Source organism: Bacillus salipaludis (assembly GCF_030938565.1).
GTDB classification, from domain to species: Bacteria; Bacillota; Bacilli; order Bacillales; family Cytobacillaceae; genus Neobacillus; species Neobacillus salipaludis_A.
The window spans coordinates 4,526,773-4,547,395 of sequence record NZ_JAVGVR010000001.1 but is presented as its reverse complement, the minus strand read 5'-3'; the positions used below and the strand labels follow the sequence as shown (position 1 = coordinate 4,547,395).

The window sequence follows — 20,623 nt, the reverse complement described above, 5'->3', positions numbered from 1 at the left end:
ATGGACTGATAAGATGTTGACCGTTTCTTGTTTGTTTAGTTTTGAGAGTGCAATTTTCTCTCAAAACATTGTTCTTTGAAAACTAGATAATCGTAAGAAGAAGTAACCAAGTAAAAACCGAGTAATCGCCATTTTAGTTTTTCTCTCTAATTTTAGAGTAAAACCTTTTAGGTTAAGTTAGAAAGGGCGCACGGTGAATGCCTTGGCACTAGGAGCCGATGAAGGACGGGACTAACACCGATATGCTTCGGGGAGCTGTAAGTAAGCTTTGATCCGGAGATTTCCGAATGGGGGAACCCACTGTTCGTAATGGAGCAGTATCTTTATCTGAATACATAGGATAATGAAGGCAGACCCGGGGAACTGAAACATCTAAGTACCCGGAGGAAGAGAAAGCAAACGCGATTCCCTGAGTAGCGGCGAGCGAAACGGGAACAGCCCAAACCGAAAGGCTTGCCTTTCGGGGTTGTAGGACACTCAACATGGAGTTACAAAGGAACGGGGTAGATGAAGCGATCTGGAAAGGTCCGTCATAGAAGGTAAAAACCCTGTAGTTGAAACTTCGTTCCCTCCTGAGTGGATCCTGAGTACGGCCGGACACGTGAAATCCGGTCGGAAGCAGGGAGGACCATCTCCCAAGGCTAAATACTCCCTAGTGACCGATAGTGAACCAGTACCGTGAGGGAAAGGTGAAAAGCACCCCGGAAGGGGAGTGAAATAGTTCCTGAAACCGTGTGCCTACAAGTAGTCAGAGCCCGTTTATGGGTGATGGCGTGCCTTTTGTAGAATGAACCGGCGAGTTACGATTACATGCAAGGTTAAGTTGATGAGACGGAGCCGCAGCGAAAGCGAGTCTGAATAGGGCGAATTTAGTATGTGGTCGTAGACCCGAAACCAGGTGATCTACCCATGTCCAGGGTGAAGTCCAGGTAACACTGGATGGAGGCCCGAACCCACGCACGTTGAAAAGTGCGGGGATGAGGTGTGGGTAGCGGAGAAATTCCAATCGAACTTGGAGATAGCTGGTTCTCTCCGAAATAGCTTTAGGGCTAGCCTCACGAAGTAAGAGTCTTGGAGGTAGAGCACTGTTTGGACTAGGGGCCCTCATCGGGTTACCGAATTCAGACAAACTCCGAATGCCAATGACTTATCCGTGGGAGTCAGACTGCGAGTGATAAGATCCGTAGTCAAAAGGGAAACAGCCCAGACCACCAGCTAAGGTCCCAAAGTATACGTTAAGTGGAAAAGGATGTGGAGTTGCTTAGACAACCAGGATGTTGGCTTAGAAGCAGCCACCATTTAAAGAGTGCGTAATAGCTCACTGGTCGAGTGACTCTGCGCCGAAAATGTACCGGGGCTAAACGTATCACCGAAGCTGTGGGTGGACACCATTAGGTGTCCGCGGTAGGAGAGCGTTCTAAGGGCGTTGAAGCTAGACCGTAAGGACTGGTGGAGCGCTTAGAAGTGAGAATGCCGGTATGAGTAGCGAAAGATGAGTGAGAATCTCATCCACCGAATGCCTAAGGTTTCCTGAGGAAGGCTCGTCCGCTCAGGGTTAGTCGGGACCTAAGCCGAGGCCGAAAGGCGTAGGCGATGGACAACAGGTTGATATTCCTGTACCACCTCTTTATCGTTTGAGTGATGGGGGGACGCAGGAGGATAGGGTAAGCGCGCTATTGGATATGCGCGTCCAAGCAGTTAGGCTGAGAAGTAGGAAAATCCGCTTCTCGTGAAGGCTGAGCTGTGACGGCGAGGGAAATTTAGTACCGAAGTTCCTGATTCCACACTGCCAAGAAAAGCCTCTAGCGAGATAAAAGGTGCCCGTACCGCAAACCGACACAGGTAGGCGAGGAGAGAATCCTAAGGTGAGCGAGAGAACTCTCGTTAAGGAACTCGGCAAAATGACCCCGTAACTTCGGGAGAAGGGGTGCTCTTTGAGGTGAATAGCCTCGAAGAGCCGCAGTGAATAGGCCCAGGCGACTGTTTAGCAAAAACACAGGTCTCTGCGAAGCCGCAAGGCGAAGTATAGGGGCTGACGCCTGCCCGGTGCTGGAAGGTTAAGAGGAGGGGTTAGCGCAAGCGAAGCTCTGAATCGAAGCCCCAGTAAACGGCGGCCGTAACTATAACGGTCCTAAGGTAGCGAAATTCCTTGTCGGGTAAGTTCCGACCCGCACGAAAGGCGTAACGATCTGGGCACTGTCTCAACGAGAGACTCGGTGAAATTATAGTACCTGTGAAGATGCAGGTTACCCGCGACAGGACGGAAAGACCCCATGGAGCTTTACTGTAGCCTGATATTGAATTTTGGTACAGCTTGTACAGGATAGGTAGGAGCCGTAGAAGCCGGAGCGCTAGCTTCGGTGGAGGCGTCGGTGGGATACTACCCTGGCTGTATTGAAATTCTAACCCGCACCCCTGATCGGGGTGGGAGACAGTGTCAGGTGGGCAGTTTGACTGGGGCGGTCGCCTCCTAAAGAGTAACGGAGGCGCCCAAAGGTTCCCTCAGAATGGTTGGAAATCATTCGCAGAGTGTAAAGGCATAAGGGAGCTTGACTGCGAGACCTACAAGTCGAGCAGGGACGAAAGTCGGGCTTAGTGATCCGGTGGTTCCGCATGGAAGGGCCATCGCTCAACGGATAAAAGCTACCCTGGGGATAACAGGCTTATCTCCCCCAAGAGTCCACATCGACGGGGAGGTTTGGCACCTCGATGTCGGCTCATCGCATCCTGGGGCTGTAGTCGGTCCCAAGGGTTGGGCTGTTCGCCCATTAAAGCGGTACGCGAGCTGGGTTCAGAACGTCGTGAGACAGTTCGGTCCCTATCCGTCGTGGGCGCAGGAAATTTGAGAGGAGCTGTCCTTAGTACGAGAGGACCGGGATGGACGCACCGCTGGTGTACCAGTTGTCTTGCCAAAGGCATCGCTGGGTAGCTATGTGCGGACGGGATAAGTGCTGAAAGCATCTAAGCATGAAGCCCCCCTCAAGATGAGATTTCCCATAGCGTCAAGCTAGTAAGATCCCTGAAAGATGATCAGGTTGATAGGTCAGAGGTGGAAGCATGGCGACATGTGGAGCTGACTGATACTAATCGATCGAGGACTTAACCAAAACGAAAAGCGGAGGCGACTGTTCAACTTCGACGAACGCTTCCGAGCCGGCACTGCAAATCCTGCCTTTTGGATTTGTAGAGACGGATCGAAACGGCCGAGAAGTTAGGAGCCGAAGCTAGACAAGTCATATGTATCATATGAAGGTGAACTCGTTTTTACTAAAAACTTCTTCTGTATTATCTAGTTTTGAGGGAATGATACCTCAAATAAATAGTCTGGCAATAATGGCGAGAAGGTCACACCCGTTCCCATACCGAACACGGAAGTTAAGCTTCTCAGCGCCGATGGTAGTTGGGGGCTGTCCCCCTGTGAGAGTAGGACGTTGCCAGGCTGTTTTTATATGCGGGTGTGGCGGAATTGGCAGACGCACCAGACTTAGGATCTGGCGCCGCAAGGCGTGGGGGTTCGACTCCCTTCACCCGCACCATATTTTTAAAAGAGCAAATCACTTAAATAAATGCGGAAGTAGTTCAGTGGTAGAACACCACCTTGCCAAGGTGGGGGTCGCGGGTTCGAATCCCGTCTTCCGCTCCAAAAGTGCCGGGGTGGCGGAACTGGCAGACGCACAGGACTTAAAATCCTGCGGTAGGTGACTACCGTACCGGTTCGATTCCGGTCCTCGGCACCAAGTTTTCTTGCAACGTAAACTTTTTTCCAATAAATGCGCCCGTAGCTCAATTGGATAGAGCGTCTGACTACGGATCAGAAGGTTATGGGTTCGACTCCTTTCGGGCGCGCCATAACAGAAAATAGATTAATAATTGAAATATGGCGGTGTAGCTCAGCTGGCTAGAGCGTACGGTTCATACCCGTAAGGTCGGGGGTTCGATCCCCTCCGCCGCTACCATATTATTTTTAAAATAGTGGAGGAATACCCAAGTCCGGCTGAAGGGATCGGTCTTGAAAACCGACAGGCGGGTTAAACCGCGCGGGGGTTCGAATCCCTCTTCCTCCGCCATTATTTTATTGTTGTTTATAGATGGAGGGGTAGCGAAGTGGCTAAACGCGGCGGACTGTAAATCCGCTCCCTCAGGGTTCGGCGGTTCGAATCCGTCCCCCTCCACCACTTTAGGGGTATAGTTTAAAGGTAGAACTAAGGTCTCCAAAACCTTCAGTGTGGGTTCGATTCCTACTACCCCTGTTTGTTTTATTTTGCCGGTGTGGCGGAATTGGCAGACGCGCACGACTCAAAATCGTGTTCCGCAAGGAGTGTCGGTTCGACCCCGACCACCGGTATCGTTAAACGCTTTAATATCAACGCTTTGCCCAACGTGGCAAGGCGTTTTTATTTTGCAAAATTTGGTGTTGGTGACGCGACGTCAGCTTCTCCGGATTGATTTCTTACAAAACACATCGGTGGAGGAACGACAGACAATGCGGTTGATATTTTCTATGAAGCGTTAAAAAACAAAAAATACACATCCTATATAGTGAAAGGTACTTACTTGGATATGATGTATATGCCAGATGCAATTAATTCAATTATTCAATTATGGAAACGGATTCATCGAGATTTAAACATCGGAACGCCTTTAATATTACAACCTTCCATTTGGGGAACCTATATTGGTATAAAAGATAGAAACACAAAAAGAGGAAGAGGTTAAAAAAATCCAATGAGGGAAAGTAGGACCGTTTATGTCAAAAGAACAGGAATTAAAGCGTGGCCTTAAATCGCGTCATATCCAAATGATTGCTTTGGGTGGCACCATCGGGGTTGGGTTATTTATGGGATCCGCCAGTACGATTAAATGGACGGGCCCATCCGTTATGATTGCCTATGCAGTTGCCGGTCTCTTCCTATTTTTCATTATGCGCTCGATGGGGGAAATGCTTTATTTGGAACCAACTACCGGTTCATTTGCTGACCTCGGCAATAAATATATCCATCCTTTAGCTGGATATTTGACAGCTTGGAGCTATTGGCTCCAATGGATCATTGTCGGCATGTCTGAAATCATCGCGGTTGGTTCCTATATGAATTATTGGTTCCCACATCTGCCAACATGGATCCCTGGGGTAGTCGCAATGGTGATTCTTGGTGTTGCCAACATGATTTCGGTTAAAAACTTTGGTGAATTTGAATTCTGGTTTTCATTAATTAAAGTATTAACGATTATCTTGTTAATTATTGCTGGTATTGGCATTATTCTCTTTGGCTTCGGGAATGGTGGCCATGCAATTGGATTTTCGAACATATGGAAAAATGGCGGCTTTTTCACCGGCGGCTTTAAAGGATTCTTTTTTGCCCTTTCCATCGTAATCGGCGCTTATCAAGGAGTGGAACTGATTGGTATTACGGCTGGAGAGGCAGAAAATCCGAAAAAAACCATCACACATGCTGTGAGTACAACCGTTTGGCGTATTTTAATTTTTTATATCGGTGCGATCTTTGTCATTGTAACTGTTTACCCTTGGAACCAGCTCAATCAAATTGGCAGCCCATTCGTTTCGGTTTTTGCCAAAATTGGAATTACGGCTGCAGCCGGCATTATTAACTTTGTTGTGATCACGGCAGCAATGAGCGGCTGTAACAGCGGTATCTTTAGCGCCACACGGATGCTTTACACATTGGCGAAAAATGGACAAGCACCAAAGATTTTTGCCAAATTATCGGAAAATAAAGTTCCTGTATATTCAACCTTAACGGTTTTAGTCGGCTTGCTCCTTGGAGTTGTGTTAAGCTTTATTGCACCGCCATCGATCTTCGTGTATGTATATAGTGCGAGTGTACTCCCAGGAATGATTCCATGGTTTGTACTGCTCATCAGTGAAATCAAATTTAGAAAAGTAAATGCTGGTGCAATGGAAAAACATCCATTTAAAATGCCGTTTGCACCGTATAGCAACTATGCTACGATTGTCTTTTTACTAGTGGTCCTTGTCGGTATGTTTATCAATCCAAGCACGCGTATCCCGTTAATCGTGGGAATTGCATTCCTTGCCCTCATGACAGGTATTTTCTATCTGTTAAAAATGGAAAAACGCGTACCGTTAGACGATGCTTGAAAACGAAAAAGGCACAAAACCGAAAGCGGTTTAATATAAAAAAATCAAAGGATCACACAGCGGGGATGGTTAAAATGCTTTACTTATCGGAAACGTCCCCTTTTTAAGGAGTGGTATGATGTCTTTCATGAGTTTAAGGGAACTAATTGAACTGGCCGAGCAGCAAAGCATAACGATTGCTGAATTAATGATCCAAACGGAAATACAGCAAAAGAACATTTCACGGGAAGCGATTATCGAAAAAATGGCCGAGCAATTTACGGTAATGGAAGAGGCTGTCCGCAAAGGGACTACAAGTGCTGTAATGTCTCGTACCGGCTTGACCGGTGGTGATGGGTACCGTCTTCACCAATATGCCGAAAATGGAAAATCCTTTATCAATCCCGTGACATTAAACGCCGCCGCCAATGCGTTGGCCGTATCAGAAGTTAATGCAGCAATGGGGCGGATTGTAGCAACACCGACTGCAGGTTCAGCGGGAATCTTGCCGGCAGTGCTCGTTCACGCTCTGGATAGCGGAACATTCCCACGAGAGCAGATCGTATTGTCGATGTTCACTGCCTCTGCCCTTGGTTTGGTGATTGCTAATAAAGCTTCCATTTCAGGAGCTGCCGGCGGATGCCAGGCGGAAATCGGCTCAGCAACCGCAATGGCAGCTGGCACTTTAGTTGAGCTTGCCGGTGGTACTCCCGAGCAGGTTGGAAATGCCATCGGAATTGCTCTAAAAAATTCACTGGGACTCGTTTGTGATCCGGTTGCCGGGCTAGTTGAAATTCCATGTATCGTTCGGAACGGATTACACGCGATTACCGCGCAGGCTGCAGCAGATATGGCGTTGGCAGGGGTGGTCAGCATCATTCCACCTGATGAGGTGATTCATGTCATGCATGAAGTCGGGCAGCAAATGCCTGAATCGCTAAGGGAAACCGGGATTGGCGGTCTGGCCGGCACCCCGACAGGTCAAAAATTAAAGGCGCAGATTTTCAGCGAAACGACAAGCAGCTGCGGGCCGGCGAAATATCAAAGCGCCTATGAAATTATCGGCCCTGTCATGGTCGGTCCATCCAGTTCACATACGGCAGGTGCTGTTCGAATTGGCAACATAGCCTGCCAGCTATTAAATGAAAAACCATTATTTGCAAAGTTCTCCCTGATGGGTTCCTTTGCCGAAACCTATCAAGGACATGGCACAGATTTAGCATTATTGGGAGGGGTTCTTGGGTTAACAACCATGAATGAAGGCATTCCAAATGCGAATTCCATTGCGGAAGAAAATGGATTACAATTCGAGTTTACGAAACGGGTGCTTGGAAGTTACCACCCGAATACAGTGCTAGTAGAATTATTAGGGGCAACGCGAAGGGTAAAGGTATTGGCAAGTTCGTTAGGCGGCGGCAAAGTAGAAGTTCAGGAATTGGATGATTACCCGTTAAAGTTTTCCGGAGAACGACCAACACTTGTAATCCGCCATTCCGATCGAAAAGGGGTTATTGCCGAGTTATCAGGATCTCTTTATCAAAAAGGGTTAAATATTGCCCGTATGGCAAATGAACGTTCAAAGATCAATGGTTCGGCGATTACGGTTTGTGAGATTGACAATCAGATTGAAGGAAATCTCTTAACTATATTGAATAAAGAAATTCCCATCATTGATGAAATTTTATTAATCCAAACTATGTAGGGATGAGGACTGTAATGAAGGGTATATCGAATTGAACGAGGTAAAATAATAATAACAGGTGCAGCTACTGGAATGGAGTGAAAGCTATTTTCTACTTAGAGAGAAAATAGCTTTCATTAATTTCAATGAAGAAAAAGACTGATTATTATCCTCGTCTTCCGCCTCTACCGCCCTGTTTTGCTCCAGTGTTTCGTTTAAGGGTAGACAAATTCTCTTCACTCGTCTTTAAAAAACGAGCCATTTTATCTTCAAAACTTTCTTTTGGTTTGAATTGACCTTTTGGACGGAAGTCTTTGGAACGGTTATCACCTCTGCCCGAGCGTGGTGGGCGTTGTTGTGAATAAGAAGAGGTTTGTCCTTCAGGTCTATCTATCGCTTTTTTTATGGACAAGGAAGTTTTTCCGTCTTTCATACTAATCACTTTTACTTCAACCTGGTCTCCTACCTTGAGATGGTCATTTATATCTTTTACATAGCTATCCGCAACTTCACTGATATGCACAAGACCTGTTGATCCATCTGGTAAGTCTACGAATGCTCCAAAATTAGTGATGCCTGTTACTTTACCTTGTACTTTGCTGCCTATTTCGACTGACATAAAAATAATGTTCCTCCCAATACTGTTATAAGTTTTATTATAACATATTCTTGAAGAGGTAAATATCTTCTGAAGTTGTTCCTGGGCAAAATTTTTCAGGTATCCATTCCATTTATTGTGGAAAAATAGATTGATTAAAGGACAACTGAGGAGTGGTTGAAAATGGAACAACTTGAGTTCTTGGCGATTGGCAAGGCAAAACGGGAGAATTGGCTAGCAACAATGACTCCTGAGGAAAAGGCAATAATGGGAAAACACCTTGAATACGTTAGGCAGATGTACGCGGAAGGTAAAGTGGTTTTATCTGGCCCATGTTTAGATGGGGCTTATGGGATCATTATCTATAAAGCGGAATCTGCGGAAGACGCTCAAAAATTTTTTGAAAACGACCCTGCTGTTCAAACCGGAGTCATGGATGTGGAATTACATCCTTTTAAAGTCGAAGTAATGGAAGGGCGCTAGGGTGAAATCGTTATGGTTTCATCTTTGCAAGAATTACCCCTCCAAACAAGATTGAAGGGGGTTTTGCGCTCTTAAAGCCATACGTTATTCCAAGCCCTTATTCTGACCAAGCCACCAACTTAGGGACTGTACGGGCAAGTTTTATATGAAATTACCATTGAGCATACTATTTTATAAGTTTGAAATTGCTTCCTGTGTCGTCCAAGTAGCACTGGCAAAGGCTTTATAATTGGTAACGGCTGCTTGAAAATCTTTTTCACTTATCGTTGCAGTGGCATCATATACAATAGCTGTTTCAAACCCATTTTCGATTAAATGCCTCATATGGGACTCTACACAAATGTTGGAAAGCACCCCTGCAATAATCGTCCTCTCTTTTCTATGTTGCCGTAACTGGTATACCAAGTCATTTGTTTGTGGGCTAGCAACCTTGTGTGGAGTGGAAACGATGGTTCTCCTATGAAAAATATAAGGTTTGAAAGAATGAACGAAATCAGCTCCTACAGACGGTGGTGTATACGCATTTGCTTTTTCGTACATTTTAAGGCCTAATAACATATTTTGTTCATTTCCTGTAAATTGCCAGCCATAATCATGAGGGTATAAATAATGGGGGGATATGAAAAGCTGATATCCTTTATTCAGTGCAGTTCTCATTAATAGCTCGAGGTTTTGTATAGTGTTGTATTTTTCAATATTATCTTTTGTTAGATGATAACCTCTGCCTCCGGGACTCATAAAATCATTTTGCGGGTCTGTAATTACAATCGCAGTATTATTGGGATGTGGTTTAAACGGCAAAATACTTACCTCACTCTCAACACAAGCTTGCGGAAATATTTTCAACTGTTCGTATAAAATGGAGAATTTCATTTTTAAAGAAGTTCAGCATCGACACGACAGTTGTACCGTACAAGCTACATAGTCATTAAAAACTTTATAGGCATTTATATGTATTTTCAGATTGATTAGTGCACTTTGTTATAAGAAAATTAATGTGCAACTTTGATGAATTGATTGCAGAAGGTAATTGTTGACGGAGGTTACCGCTGGAACCCTGTTTATGATTACCGCTGAATATGCCGCACATGCAGTTTTAATGTCTACAGTATTTAATATCATCACAGTTACGACAGTAATTTTTTCTGCTCATTTGTTATTTACTTAAAAAGTAGCGATTGCTCATCAAGAGCTGTCGCTTTTTAACTTATTTTTAAGCTGGTATATAAAAAATAGCCCGTCGCTATACGGCAGGCTGGTTACTAAATATTAAGCTCTGTTAAACGTAGTTGTTGATTTCCGCTCCAGGATGCTCACCTGTCCCGCTGCTCCCGCAGGACATTGAATTACATCCTTGATTACGCTCACGCACGAAGAAAATGCGATAGCATTTTCGAGGAGTCTCGCACCTTCCGCTCCAATCAACATTGTTCTTTACCACAGCCAAATATTAATAAGCGTGACTTCAATTCTTCCCCTGAAGCTCCAGGATTAATCTTCGTTCTGTAAAATTAGACCATCGCTCATTTTAATTATATGATCCGCGTAAGAAAGCATTTCTTCGTCATGCGTAACCATTAAGGTAGTAATATTTAACGTTTTGGTTAAATCTCTTATTAATATCATAATATCTTTAGATCTTTTTGAATCTAGACTTGCAGTTGGTTCGTCTGCGAAGAGAACTTTAGGTTTATGAATCATTGCACGAGCAATGGCAACCCGTTGTTTCTCCCCACCTGACAATGAAGACGGATAAGCTTTTTTTCGATGGTCCATTCCAACTAATTGTAGAATGGTATTAGCTTCTGCTATTCTTGCTTGTTTGCTTAATGTTGATTCAGAAACATCAAGCATTAGCATTAATTGTTCTTCGACTGTTAGAAAAGGAACAAGGTGTGCAAATTGAAAGACAAAACCAAATTTATTTGCTCGTACTTTTCGGATTTGTTCTGCACTCATTGTCGTCATATTTTTTCCTTCAAATATGATTTGTCCATTTGAGGCAGGTTGAAGCCCTGCAGCGATTGTAAGAAGTGTGCTTTTACCAGATCCTGATGCACCCACTAATGCTGTGACTTCGCCTTCTTTTAGAGAAAGATTAATTCCTTTTAATATTTCTTCTTTTACTTCCCCATTCGTAAATGTTTTTCTAACTTCATCAATCGTAAATATTGTCATATTAAACCTCTCCTTGTTGTATTGCTTGTAATGGTTCAACTTTCTTTATTTGTATACCTGAGAGTGTCGCTCCAATAAAGCCGATAACGAGAAAGACGATAGACAATTGAGCTGTTGTTTCAAAAGTTAAATGAAAAGGCATTCCTTTAGGTGCAATCATATTAAAGACTTGACTGAGTGCAATAGACATAGCTAGTGAAATGACTGTAATAAAAATCATCTGTGTCCACATCATTTTGAATAAATCACTTGTTTTTACACCAATTGCTTTTAAAATACCGTATAAACCAATCTTTTGAACGTTCATCATATAGAAGAAGATTGCAAATAACATTCCACTAATGATCACTAAAAACCAAACAATCATATTTAAAGACATTTGTTCTGCGTTATAACTTGGAATCGTATTGAGAAAATCTTTCTGTGAAAATGATTGTAATCCAGTGAATTCTTGTGAAGAATCTCCTCCTGGGATGAAAACTAATTGCATTTCTTTGACCTTGTAAATTTGTTTGTAATCTTCCATATTGATATAAGCAACAGGGACATGACTATATTTTTTTTGATCAACAAAACCTTTTACAATAAACTTGCCACTAAATTGATTATTCGTTAAGGTATCTCCAACTTTTATACCTTTATCTTTTAAGGAGCTATCTAAAATAATTTCTTCGTGTTTAACATTTTTAAATAACTTTGAACCGGTAGATGTAACAAAGGCAACACTTTGTTGTTTATCATCCTTATCATTTAGAAAACCCATTTGAATAGAAAATGCTACAGCATCTTTTTGTTTGTTTAATATTTTATTCTGGATACTGCGATCTATTTTTGACAGGTTATACGTTTTCTCTGCATCTTTAGTCATATAAAATTGTCCTTGTGGTAAATCTTTAATTAATGCAGCATTGTCTTGTGATAATCCATTTGCCAAACCAGAAATAATAAAAGTTAGTAAACTAACAAGAAAAACAATTGAACCTAATATCAAAAATCTTACTTTATTTTTCTTCATTTCTTTCCACGAAAGGATCACAATTCATTCCTCCAATCTCTTTTTTACAAACTTAGAATATACCTCCTATATGAACAGAGGATGAACAAATCTTTACATTTAAAGCGACACTGTCAGGATTTCTAATAGGTACAATATAGGTATTGATATTTCATGAGGGCTTTTTAGTAAATGTTTTCTGTAAATAAATATTTGTCCAATAATGCGGTGCCAGGTGCCAATGGGAATAATTGATTAAGGGGTTTACCTTTTGGAGAAATAATTTACAATTTTGAAAAAGTAAATAATACAGGATTGATCATACACGATATGAAGCCTTCATGTTCAACGAATGCTTTAGCGAATCAAAGAGTCGTAACCGCGGCTCTTTTTGTGCGACGGGCAGTCGCATGGAGTGTTGATCTAGTCGACACTCTTCTTTTCATTATCTGACAGAGACGTCATCTCGGTGAAACGACTGGTTGATGATGATGATACTGAATCCCAGATGGTGAAAGTCCATCTCCGAGGAGACTGACCTAGCTCGGGAAGCTTAATCTAGGGCAATACCGTGAGGTATTGTCTGAAGGAGATGCGGTAAGTCGAGAGACCCGTAGGCAACTAGATAGACCCTAATGCAATAAGTGTGAAGCACGGCGGCGGGATAAGTTGGCGACTCTTCGAAAAGTGAGGAAGCCCGCTAAAGGGGCATTTTCTTTAGAAGTCAGAGCGAGAAAATGTGACTTATAACGTCGTGGTGCAGGGTATGTCTAGAAGGGAAATGCGATAACCCCGTGAGGTCTCCACCTTACCAAACAGGCAGGGTTCTAGTCTATAAGGGTAATCCGAAATGACGAGGAACGGGTGGAGAAGTCAGACGTTCTCATAGTACGGAAGTAATTCGATGACCATAACATCGAGTGAACGGAAGGGGAACGACCTATGGCTCCAAGCCATTAACTAGGTGTAATGTAAACAATCATGTTACTGCGGTAAAACCGTTTGAATGTACATCAAGGAAAGGCGTGGAATACGCAATGAATCAAGAGTGGAAGTTTAAATTACACAGTGTATATGGGCAGATATTGTTTGACCGAAAATTAACCCAAAGCTTCGAACAAGTTAAAGCAAACAAAGGGGCAGGAGGAATCGACGGAGAAACAATTGAAAGTTATGATGCCAACTTACAAGAAAACATCATGGAACTTCTAAACAAATTGAGAGCAAAGACTTACCAAGCTCAACCAGTCAGAAGAGTATACATACCAAAGAAGAATGGAAAGAAACGTCCTTTAGGTATTCCAACTATCGGGGACCGCATAGTTCAACAAAGTATTGTAAATGTACTACAGCCAAAATTTGAAGATTTGTTGTTTCATAACTGGTCGGTTGGATACAGACCGAATCGAGGGGTACAAAGAGCCCTGCAAATAATCCTCTGGAATATTGAACAAGGATATAACCATATTTACGATTGTGATATAAAAGGTTTCTTTGACAATATACCCCATAATAAACTGATTGGGGTTTTAAAGAAATATGTGTCAGACCGTACGGTCCTGAGTTTGGTTGAACAATGGTTAAAGGCTGGGCACATGGAAGAGGGGAAACTTATCCATTCTGACTATGGCACACCTCAAGGCGGCGTCATCTCACCACTACTTGCAAATGTATACCTTAATGAACTTGACTGGGAGTGGGACTTGAATGGTATTCGATTTGTCAGATATGCAGATGATTTCTTGTTATTTGCTAAATCAAACGAAGAAATCAAGAAGGCGGCTACCTTAACTAAGAATAAGTTAGCTGAGTTGGGACTGGAAATCTCTAAAGAGAAGACCAGAGTTGTCAACTTTGATAAGGACGACTTTGACTTTTTAGGGTTCACATTCCATCATTGGACAAAGAGAAGGAAAGATAATAAACCCTTCTTTAATGTTACACCAAAGGAAGAATCCATCAGGGATTTTCGATTGAAAATCAAGGAAAAGACTAGGAAATCCCTAACTCTTAGCAAAGAAGAATGGATAAATCGGGTAAATCCTATTATTAGAGGTAAGGTAAATTACTGCGTGACTATTATCAAAGCGGTAAAAGCAAACGAAGAATACGGACAAAAGAGTCACTGTAGAACTCGATGGATAAGGAAAATTCTTGAGCGAATTGATGGATATATAAGAAAAAGACTGCGTGTTGCGTTAATCCATAAGCACCCAACCCAAAGAAAAGGTATGAGAATGAATACCCTTTGGAATAACGAATTCTTTTTAAAGATTAAACTAATCCCATCCTATTGGCTTTATCTAAATAAAGCCTACGGATACACTATAGAACAATACCTAAGCGATATGAGTAAATCTGCAAAAAGAAGATTCCAATACAAAGTCAAAAGAGCAAAAGAAAAAGGTGAGGAATATTTTACCCCTCATCGCTTACAAAAGATGCAAAATGCCTGGAATGCATCCTCTTGATAAACATTGTAACATTTGGTAAGCCGTATGCCTTAATAGGGCACGTACGGTTTGATAAGGGGGAAGCCTCGAGAGAGGTTTCCCTACTTTCTCTTTTTCCACTAACGGTGCATGTTACTTGAAGAAGGATTTTAAGTGAAAAGGGGGAATTTATAGTAAAAAAATATAGACCCTACTTGTTGAATTAACAAGTTCGTTTCTGTAATAGGTTTCACTGGGCGGTTAGTGAAAAAATTCAAAAGAAAGTGAGAAATAAAAATGGGGCCAGTGTGCCTGACCCCCAGTGTTTTCGAAAGAAATGGTAAATCTATTTCTTTTTGTGTTTATTTTATCGGTTAAAATAAGGAACTTTTTTCAATGCAGCACTAACCGGAAGGGCAACAATAACTCCTAATACATTTTGAACGACGTCACCAGGGATCGAAGCTACGGGTGCAACCCAATTACCGTAAAGAATAACTTCACCAATGTAATAAACAGCGATCATTACTGGCATTGAAACGATTGCTCCAATTAAATTGAAAGCAAGGCTATTGCCATTACGGCCATTTGACCAAGCTATTTTACCAACGATATATCCCTGCAGAGCACGGGAAACAAAGGTAATAGGTGCCCACAACGCCCAACCGCCGGCTAGATCAAATAATGCCATTCCGATCGCACCAGCAAGAGCCGCCTTTTTAGGACCAAAAAGAATAGCTGCGATAAAAAGCATTGCAGTCCCTAGATGAACTAAACCTCCATTTGCAGCAATTGGCAGTTTAATATTCAAGAAAGTAGATAGGAAAACAAGTGCAATTAACATGGCAGTAAGAATTAAATCAAATGTTTTGTAACCTGGTTTTGAATAAGTTTGTGTAGTTTGCATAGTTCTAACCCTTCTTAACTGAATTTTCTATGATTTTAGCAAATCACTGGCATATATAAAAGTGTCAATTTATTAAAAAACTATATGGTCAGTTAGAAAGGAATTTTCCAAATTCTTTATTTGTGGTAATATGAAAAAAGTTTAAGACGGACAGCTTTATGGGGGTTATTATGAAGAAAGTTGCTGTAATACAGGATTTATCATCTTTTGGAAAATGTTCATTAACAGCCGCGATTCCGGTTCTTTCGGTAATGGGTGTACAGGCATGTCCTTTACCAACGGCCATATTAACGGCGCAAACCGGTTATCACAGTTTTTATTGTGAAGATTTTACATCTAAAATGAAATATTTCATTGAGGAATGGAGCAAGCTTGAGGTTACCTTTGATGGAATCCATACAGGATTCGTTACGGGTGAAGAGCAAATTAAAAATATTTTTCTTTTTTTAGAGAAGTTCCAAACAAAGGAAACCCTTTTACTTGTTGATCCAGTAATGGGGGATTTAGGAGAAGTTTATAAGCTTTTTACCGATGAATTACTGGTACTTATGCGAGAACTTGTAAAGCGTGCTGATGTGATTACACCAAATGTTACGGAGTGCTGTTTATTATCCGGAATATCTTATGAAAAGTTGCATCGCTATTCAAATGAAAGGGACTATATTAAAGCGGTCGATGAGGCAGGGAATATTTTGCAGCAAGAAACTGGCGCTCAGGTTATTATTACTGGAATGAATCCACCGTCAGCAGATACCGATAAGCAGTATATCGGAAATATGTATTTGGACGGAAACAAAACCTTTTATCGTGCGATGGAGTATAACGGTATGAGCTATTCTGGTACAGGTGATTTATTTGCATCGGTGATTATGGGAAGCATGATGCGCGGGGAGAGTTTGGAAAAATCTGTACAGCTTGCAGAGGCATTTCTAACAGCGGCCATTCAGGATTCTTCCAAAGGGCAAGTTCCTAGCGTAGAAGGAGTTAACTTCGAGAAATATTTGAAAATGCTATTATAAAATGTCTATTATCTGTTAGAACCATAGAAACCGGACAAAAAAGCCAACAAACAGAATAAAAAGGCAATGACAGAAGTAAATATTTTAATAAACTTAGATCGATTGCGTGCGACACAAAAATTGTAACAAAACATTCACAAGGATTTTTCATAAAAATGCAGAATTACTCTGTATAATCTGAAAGGTTGTGAATGTATGAAAAGTCCAATGGCAGCCGTTTCTGCGTATGAAGAAGATGGAATTTATTTTAGGGTCTATCAAGTGAGACACCGGATTAAGGTTTATGCTCGAAGGGGCAAAAAAGCCGTAATCGAACACGGCAGCACACCAGTCCAAGCTGCTGTTAAAGCAAAAAGAAGATTAATGTCACTGTGAATATAGACCTATGCCGACTCAATAGAGATTCGGTAATTTTGTTGGAAATCCTGTTTGTAGCGCCTTTACTGGCGCTTTTTATTTTATATGTGCTTCAAAGGGTTATATTGAATAAATTCATAAATCAGAACTTTAATAAATAAGTCATATTCTATAAGTTTTTGAAAAATTGCACTTAAACCAAACGGAGACAAAGAGTTGCTGATCAGGCTGCCATTTATACAGCTTTTCTTATATCACTAAAGGGCGGGATAGTTTTGAAGAAGAGGCTGGGGAACCTTAATGGAAAATGTTTAATAAATGGAGTAGAAAAGAGGTAATGGTATGGGGCAAATAAGGTTAATAATTTCAGCTATATTATCTTTGATAGTATCAATATTGAATTTTACAGACCACAGATATGTATACGGTATATTTGGAGTAATTATATTTGTTTTTGTGGTAATTGAACTGATCAAACAATTAACAAGCAAAAGGATAAGTTCTTAAACAAACGAGTAGCTTTTGTTAAACACAAGGTTGCAGCGGCAGTCTTCTTTTTTATTTAGTTGTTAAAGGACAATGGGTTTAATGAAGGAAATAAAGGAGGTGGTGAAATGAAAATAAGCCACTTTATGAATAAGAATTTCCCCAATTTAGAGCTTAGACCGCCTTTGTTTTATAGTTGGGATATTGGAATTCGTTTTGAACTAGGGGTGGAGTGGAAAAGAGAATATGATTATCCTGACAACCCTTATATAGTGGGGTGTTATAAACGGGCTATTACTTTATTCGAAGCCTTAATTCTCCATCAGAGGAACTTTTTGTCGTCATGGATGTAAATGATTTTAATAAAGGCAAAAATATTAGACATCAGTTAAAAAACTTTTCTCGCTATGTTGAAAAATCATTATTGTTCAGGGTGAAACATCAAGCAATGCCTTATATATTCCCAGAGGATAATGAAGAAGGTACATTTAAAACTCATAGATTTTCTCTATACTGCAAAACATCTGATTTTAAATACATTCCATTGTTAAAAGCAATTTGCAATCGAGACTTAGGGTTAAAGCCAAGTATTTCCCATAGAGTTTACTTCATAAATATCAATAAGAAAACTATCTTTCACGTGTACGATGACAGAGGTTGTGATCTATTAGCGGCATCAGTCGAAACAATTAGAGATATTTATGAAAAATACAATGATTGGATTTTAGATTATGATAGGAATGAAATAGTGAAGGTGTTTAAATAATGGAATATAGTTCCTCTTCTTTTGCAAGCTGGGGGCTTATGTATAAACATGCGTGTTTGCATACGGACATATTTTGATTTTCCAATGTCATAGCAAAAAGAAGAAAGGGGATATTTTCATTTGGAGAAATCCACTCTCGTCTTTACAGACTACTTTTTTCATATATTTTCATAGTTTAAATCTTACACGAATTAGAATGATTTCTGAAAGAAAAATGGCAAAATAGTGAGATGCCTTTCATCACTTCATGGTAAAATTATACTGTATTTATAAATTATAGGGGGCGTATAGTTTGGGGCAGTCCAGCAAGTTTGTTTTGTTTAGGGTTTTTCTTTGCTGGTTTCGGCGTTTTTATTAAACTATCAAGAATGCTAAAAAAATCAAATAAGAAAGTTAGGTAAAAGCATCAAATAGCAGCCAACATAATGTAAAGAAATGTGGTGATTAAATGAATCAGAGAATAAACAAATACAATCAGCCAATTGGTGAGGAGTTGTCCAATTGGCAGAAAAGAAAATTCCCTTCAGATATCTATTATGTCGGAAAGTATACCATTGTCACTAGATTATCTCGTACACATACCAGAGATCTCTATAACGCCTATAAAAATTCTCACCCTAGTAATTGGACCTACTTAACCGACGAACAACCTCACGACTATGAAGCGTTTGAAAAGACATTACTCGAAAAAATAGAAAGCAGCACAAACATCTATTATGCCGTGTTAAATAAAGAGACAAACAAACCGCTTGGGATCTTTAGTTTAATGAGGATAGATCAGGCAAATGGGGTGATCGAAGTAGGAAGTATTAATTTTTCGGATGAATTAAGAAGAACAAGAATGTCTACCGAAGCACACTATTTATTAGCCATGTATGTATTCGAAGAACTCCAATACCGGCGCTATGAATGGAAATGTGATTCCCTTAATGCTCCTTCCATTCATACAGCAAAACGTTTAGGATTTCAGTTTGAAGGCACCTTTAGAAATGCCATTATCTATAAAAACCGCTCACGAAACACCAGCTGGTTTTCAATGCTAATTGAAGAATGGCCTCTACATAAACAAGCATTCACTCAATGGTTGGCAGAGGAGAACTTTGATGACAAAGGAGTTCAGGTTCAAAGATTAGAAGCATTTAAGCAATAAGAACAAAATTGCATGCTTATTTATTAAAGCAAACGAGCGCTTTAAATGAAGAATTTGTGATTGACATTCAATGAGTTTCTTTAATGAAAGTGAGAAGGATCTAACGATGAAGCTTTCTTATAATGGACAACTAATTACAACAAAAAGCGGAGAAAAAGGGCCGCATAAAAGAAGAAATCGATGCAGTCATTTGTTGGCTGACTGGATATGATGAGCATAGTTTGCAAGAGCAAATTATGAAGAATATTGTTTATGAAACTTTTTTAGTCAAGCCCGCAAATAAAACCCAATGCTGCCAAAATTACAGGCGTGATTTGTGGTCATCGAGTTGAGAAATTCAAAGACCCGCTCATGCAGAAAATAAGGAAGCTTGACAAACTAATCGACGAATTATCAAAGTGCAAGCCAATGGAGAAGATTTTGAGAAGTTAAATTCCCGGGTGTACTCATAATAACAATCAATTAATTTGGAGGTAATTAGATGAATATAAAATTTGATCCAAATAACGTCGTTATTAAACTCTGTATGAGTGGGATGGGATTGGAGGATAGTGGAAATATTGAAGATGCAGTCAAGGTGTATCATAAAGCATGGCACGAAGCAACAGACGACTATGAAAGGTTTATTGCAGCTTATCATTTAGCTCGTCAACAAAAGAGTATTACAGACAAATTAAAATGGATGGAAACATCTCTTCAGTGTGCACTAAAAATAAATGATGATAATGTGAAGAGTGCATACTCAACGTTATATTTAAACATTGCCAAATGTTATGAGGAGTTGTGTGATACTGAGAATGCAAAAAGAAATTATGAATTGTCAAATTCATCTAAGGGTGCACCTTCTGATATAGGACCATTTTACCATGGGACAAGGGCAGATTTGAAGGATGGTGATTTACTAACAGCAGGTGGAAATTCAAATTACAAACCTGGGCTTAAAATGAACCACATTTATTTCACTGCTAATGTCAATGGCGCAGGACTTGCTGCAGCTTTAGCAAAAGGAGAAGGAAGAGAACGAGTTTATATAATAGAACCAATAGGTGAATTTGAAAACGACCCAAATGTTACTGACAAAAAATTTCCTGGTAACTTAACACGTTCTTATCGTTCAAAAGAACCTTTAAGAATTATTGGTGAAGTAACAGAATGGGCGAAACTGACAACTTTGGAGCGACGTGAATGGCACGAAAATTTAGCTAAAAACAAGGGCGAAATTATTAACTGAACATAATTCAAGATGTTACAATGCAAATGACTTTTTGAAAATAGAATAAATACCGCCCCAAGATGAAAGAAAATATTATCTAACTGGTTGCTGCGTATCCAGTTTCAATTGCTGAGTTTGCAATGGTATCCTTCACCAGCACCCCATGTGTTGCCACACACACTCAGCACATGTGCGAGAGTGGGAATAAATGAGTATATAATAAAGACGTCAAAACACTTACAAAGGTTGTTAAATCGACTTT

14 protein-coding genes, 9 tRNA genes, 2 rRNA genes and 3 pseudogenes are annotated in these 20,623 nt (G+C 40.8%); 23 read left to right on the top strand and 5 right to left on the bottom strand.

From position 1 onward, the window contains the following. Window positions 1-170: 170 nt before the first annotated feature. The 14 genes and pseudogenes from RCG21_RS22445 to sdaAA all read left to right on the top strand — a co-directional run bounded on the left by RCG21_RS22445 (window position 171) and on the right by sdaAA (window position 7,799). Window positions 171-3,107: ribosomal RNA gene (locus RCG21_RS22445) — 23S ribosomal RNA — on the top strand. 216 nt (window positions 3,108-3,323) lie between these two features. Then, a 5S ribosomal RNA gene (gene rrf, locus RCG21_RS22440) occupies window positions 3,324-3,440 on the top strand. 11 nt (window positions 3,441-3,451) lie between these two features. Beyond that, window positions 3,452-3,536, top strand: a tRNA-Leu gene (locus tag RCG21_RS22435). Between the two features lie 32 nt (window positions 3,537-3,568). Next, window positions 3,569-3,643: transfer RNA gene (locus tag RCG21_RS22430), tRNA-Gly, on the top strand. 5 nt (window positions 3,644-3,648) lie between these two features. Next, window positions 3,649-3,737, top strand: a tRNA-Leu gene (locus RCG21_RS22425). A 35-nt stretch (window positions 3,738-3,772) separates the two neighbouring features. Further along, a tRNA-Arg gene (locus tag RCG21_RS22420) sits at window positions 3,773-3,849 on the top strand. Window positions 3,850-3,879: 30 nt separating this feature from the next. Next, window positions 3,880-3,956, top strand: a tRNA-Met gene (locus RCG21_RS22415). Window positions 3,957-3,974: 18 nt separating this feature from the next. After that, window positions 3,975-4,067: transfer RNA gene (locus tag RCG21_RS22410), tRNA-Ser, on the top strand. A gap of 23 nt (window positions 4,068-4,090) precedes the next feature. After that, window positions 4,091-4,175, top strand: a tRNA-Tyr gene (locus tag RCG21_RS22405). A 4-nt stretch (window positions 4,176-4,179) separates the two neighbouring features. Next, a tRNA-Trp gene (locus tag RCG21_RS22400) sits at window positions 4,180-4,250 on the top strand. Window positions 4,251-4,263: 13 nt separating this feature from the next. Continuing rightward, window positions 4,264-4,345, top strand: a tRNA-Leu gene (locus RCG21_RS22395). A 47-nt stretch (window positions 4,346-4,392) separates the two neighbouring features. Further along, window positions 4,393-4,652 (top strand): annotated as a pseudogene (locus RCG21_RS22390) (UDP-glucose 4-epimerase); the annotation flags it as partial. Between the two features lie 95 nt (window positions 4,653-4,747). Continuing rightward, window positions 4,748-6,118, top strand: a complete 1,371-nt coding sequence (locus tag RCG21_RS22385) for an amino acid permease (protein WP_133340435.1) — start codon at window positions 4,748-4,750, stop codon at window positions 6,116-6,118. Window positions 6,119-6,236: 118 nt separating this feature from the next. Beyond that, the gene (gene sdaAA / locus RCG21_RS22380; protein ID WP_133340433.1) at window positions 6,237-7,799 is read left to right on the top strand and encodes an L-serine ammonia-lyase, iron-sulfur-dependent, subunit alpha; all 1,563 of its coding nucleotides are present in this window, start codon (window positions 6,237-6,239) and stop codon (window positions 7,797-7,799) included. A gap of 145 nt (window positions 7,800-7,944) precedes the next feature. Here the strand turns inward: sdaAA and RCG21_RS22375 are convergent, their stop codons facing one another. Next, window positions 7,945-8,397 (bottom strand): S1 domain-containing RNA-binding protein, encoded by a 453-nt coding sequence (locus RCG21_RS22375; protein ID WP_133340431.1) that lies wholly within the window; start codon window positions 8,395-8,397, stop codon window positions 7,945-7,947. Window positions 8,398-8,559: 162 nt separating this feature from the next. On the opposite strand from RCG21_RS22375, the gene RCG21_RS22370 reads away from it, so the two are divergent. Continuing rightward, window positions 8,560-8,859: a YciI family protein gene (locus tag RCG21_RS22370; protein ID WP_308913792.1), complete on the top strand. Its 300-nt coding sequence runs from the start codon at window positions 8,560-8,562 to the stop codon at window positions 8,857-8,859. Between the two features lie 171 nt (window positions 8,860-9,030). On the opposite strand, the gene RCG21_RS22365 is transcribed toward RCG21_RS22370, so the two are convergent. After that, complete coding sequence (locus tag RCG21_RS22365) at window positions 9,031-9,660, bottom strand: cysteine hydrolase family protein (protein ID WP_133340427.1); 630 nt, start codon at window positions 9,658-9,660, stop codon at window positions 9,031-9,033. A 232-nt stretch (window positions 9,661-9,892) separates the two neighbouring features. Here RCG21_RS22365 and RCG21_RS22360 point away from each other — a divergent pair, with 232 nt between their 5' ends. Continuing rightward, the gene (locus tag RCG21_RS22360) at window positions 9,893-10,027 is read left to right on the top strand and encodes a hypothetical protein (protein ID WP_268884151.1); all 135 of its coding nucleotides are present in this window, start codon (window positions 9,893-9,895) and stop codon (window positions 10,025-10,027) included. 323 nt (window positions 10,028-10,350) lie between these two features. Here the strand turns inward: RCG21_RS22360 and RCG21_RS22355 are convergent, their stop codons facing one another. Both RCG21_RS22355 and RCG21_RS22350 read right to left on the bottom strand, forming a co-directional pair. After that, window positions 10,351-11,037, bottom strand: coding sequence for an ABC transporter ATP-binding protein (locus RCG21_RS22355; protein ID WP_133340425.1), 687 nt, complete (start codon window positions 11,035-11,037; stop codon window positions 10,351-10,353). A gap of 1 nt (window position 11,038) precedes the next feature. Then, complete coding sequence (locus RCG21_RS22350; RefSeq protein WP_133340423.1) at window positions 11,039-12,073, bottom strand: ABC transporter permease; 1,035 nt, start codon at window positions 12,071-12,073, stop codon at window positions 11,039-11,041. A gap of 995 nt (window positions 12,074-13,068) precedes the next feature. Between RCG21_RS22350 and ltrA the strand changes: the two genes are divergently transcribed. Then, window positions 13,069-14,502, top strand: coding sequence for a group II intron reverse transcriptase/maturase (ltrA, locus tag RCG21_RS22345; RefSeq protein WP_308913791.1), 1,434 nt, complete (start codon window positions 13,069-13,071; stop codon window positions 14,500-14,502). Window positions 14,503-14,830: 328 nt separating this feature from the next. On the opposite strand, the gene RCG21_RS22340 is transcribed toward ltrA, so the two are convergent. Next, the gene (locus tag RCG21_RS22340; RefSeq protein ID WP_133338620.1) at window positions 14,831-15,370 is read right to left on the bottom strand and encodes an ECF transporter S component; all 540 of its coding nucleotides are present in this window, start codon (window positions 15,368-15,370) and stop codon (window positions 14,831-14,833) included. Between the two features lie 170 nt (window positions 15,371-15,540). Here RCG21_RS22340 and RCG21_RS22335 point away from each other — a divergent pair, with 170 nt between their 5' ends. The 6 genes and pseudogenes from RCG21_RS22335 (at window position 15,541) to arr (ending at window position 20,379) form a co-directional block, all read left to right on the top strand. After that, complete coding sequence (locus RCG21_RS22335; RefSeq protein WP_133338622.1) at window positions 15,541-16,389, top strand: pyridoxamine kinase; 849 nt, start codon at window positions 15,541-15,543, stop codon at window positions 16,387-16,389. A gap of 195 nt (window positions 16,390-16,584) precedes the next feature. Further along, window positions 16,585-16,764 carry a hypothetical protein gene (locus RCG21_RS22330; protein ID WP_133338624.1) on the top strand — a complete coding sequence of 60 codons (180 nt, stop codon included), beginning with the start codon at window positions 16,585-16,587 and terminating at the stop codon, window positions 16,762-16,764. Between the two features lie 596 nt (window positions 16,765-17,360). Beyond that, window positions 17,361-17,998: pseudogene (locus RCG21_RS22325) on the top strand (DUF3885 domain-containing protein). Between the two features lie 448 nt (window positions 17,999-18,446). Continuing rightward, a complete protein-coding gene (locus tag RCG21_RS22320) occupies window positions 18,447-19,148 on the top strand; it encodes a GNAT family N-acetyltransferase (RefSeq protein WP_133338626.1) in 702 nt (233 codons plus the stop codon). Between the two features lie 164 nt (window positions 19,149-19,312). Next, window positions 19,313-19,580, top strand: a pseudogene (locus tag RCG21_RS22315) (DUF2200 family protein). Between the two features lie 49 nt (window positions 19,581-19,629). Next, entirely contained in the window at window positions 19,630-20,379 is a 750-nt protein-coding gene (gene arr, locus RCG21_RS22310; RefSeq protein ID WP_133338628.1) for an NAD(+)--rifampin ADP-ribosyltransferase, read from the top strand. Window positions 20,380-20,623: the final 244 nt, after the last annotated feature.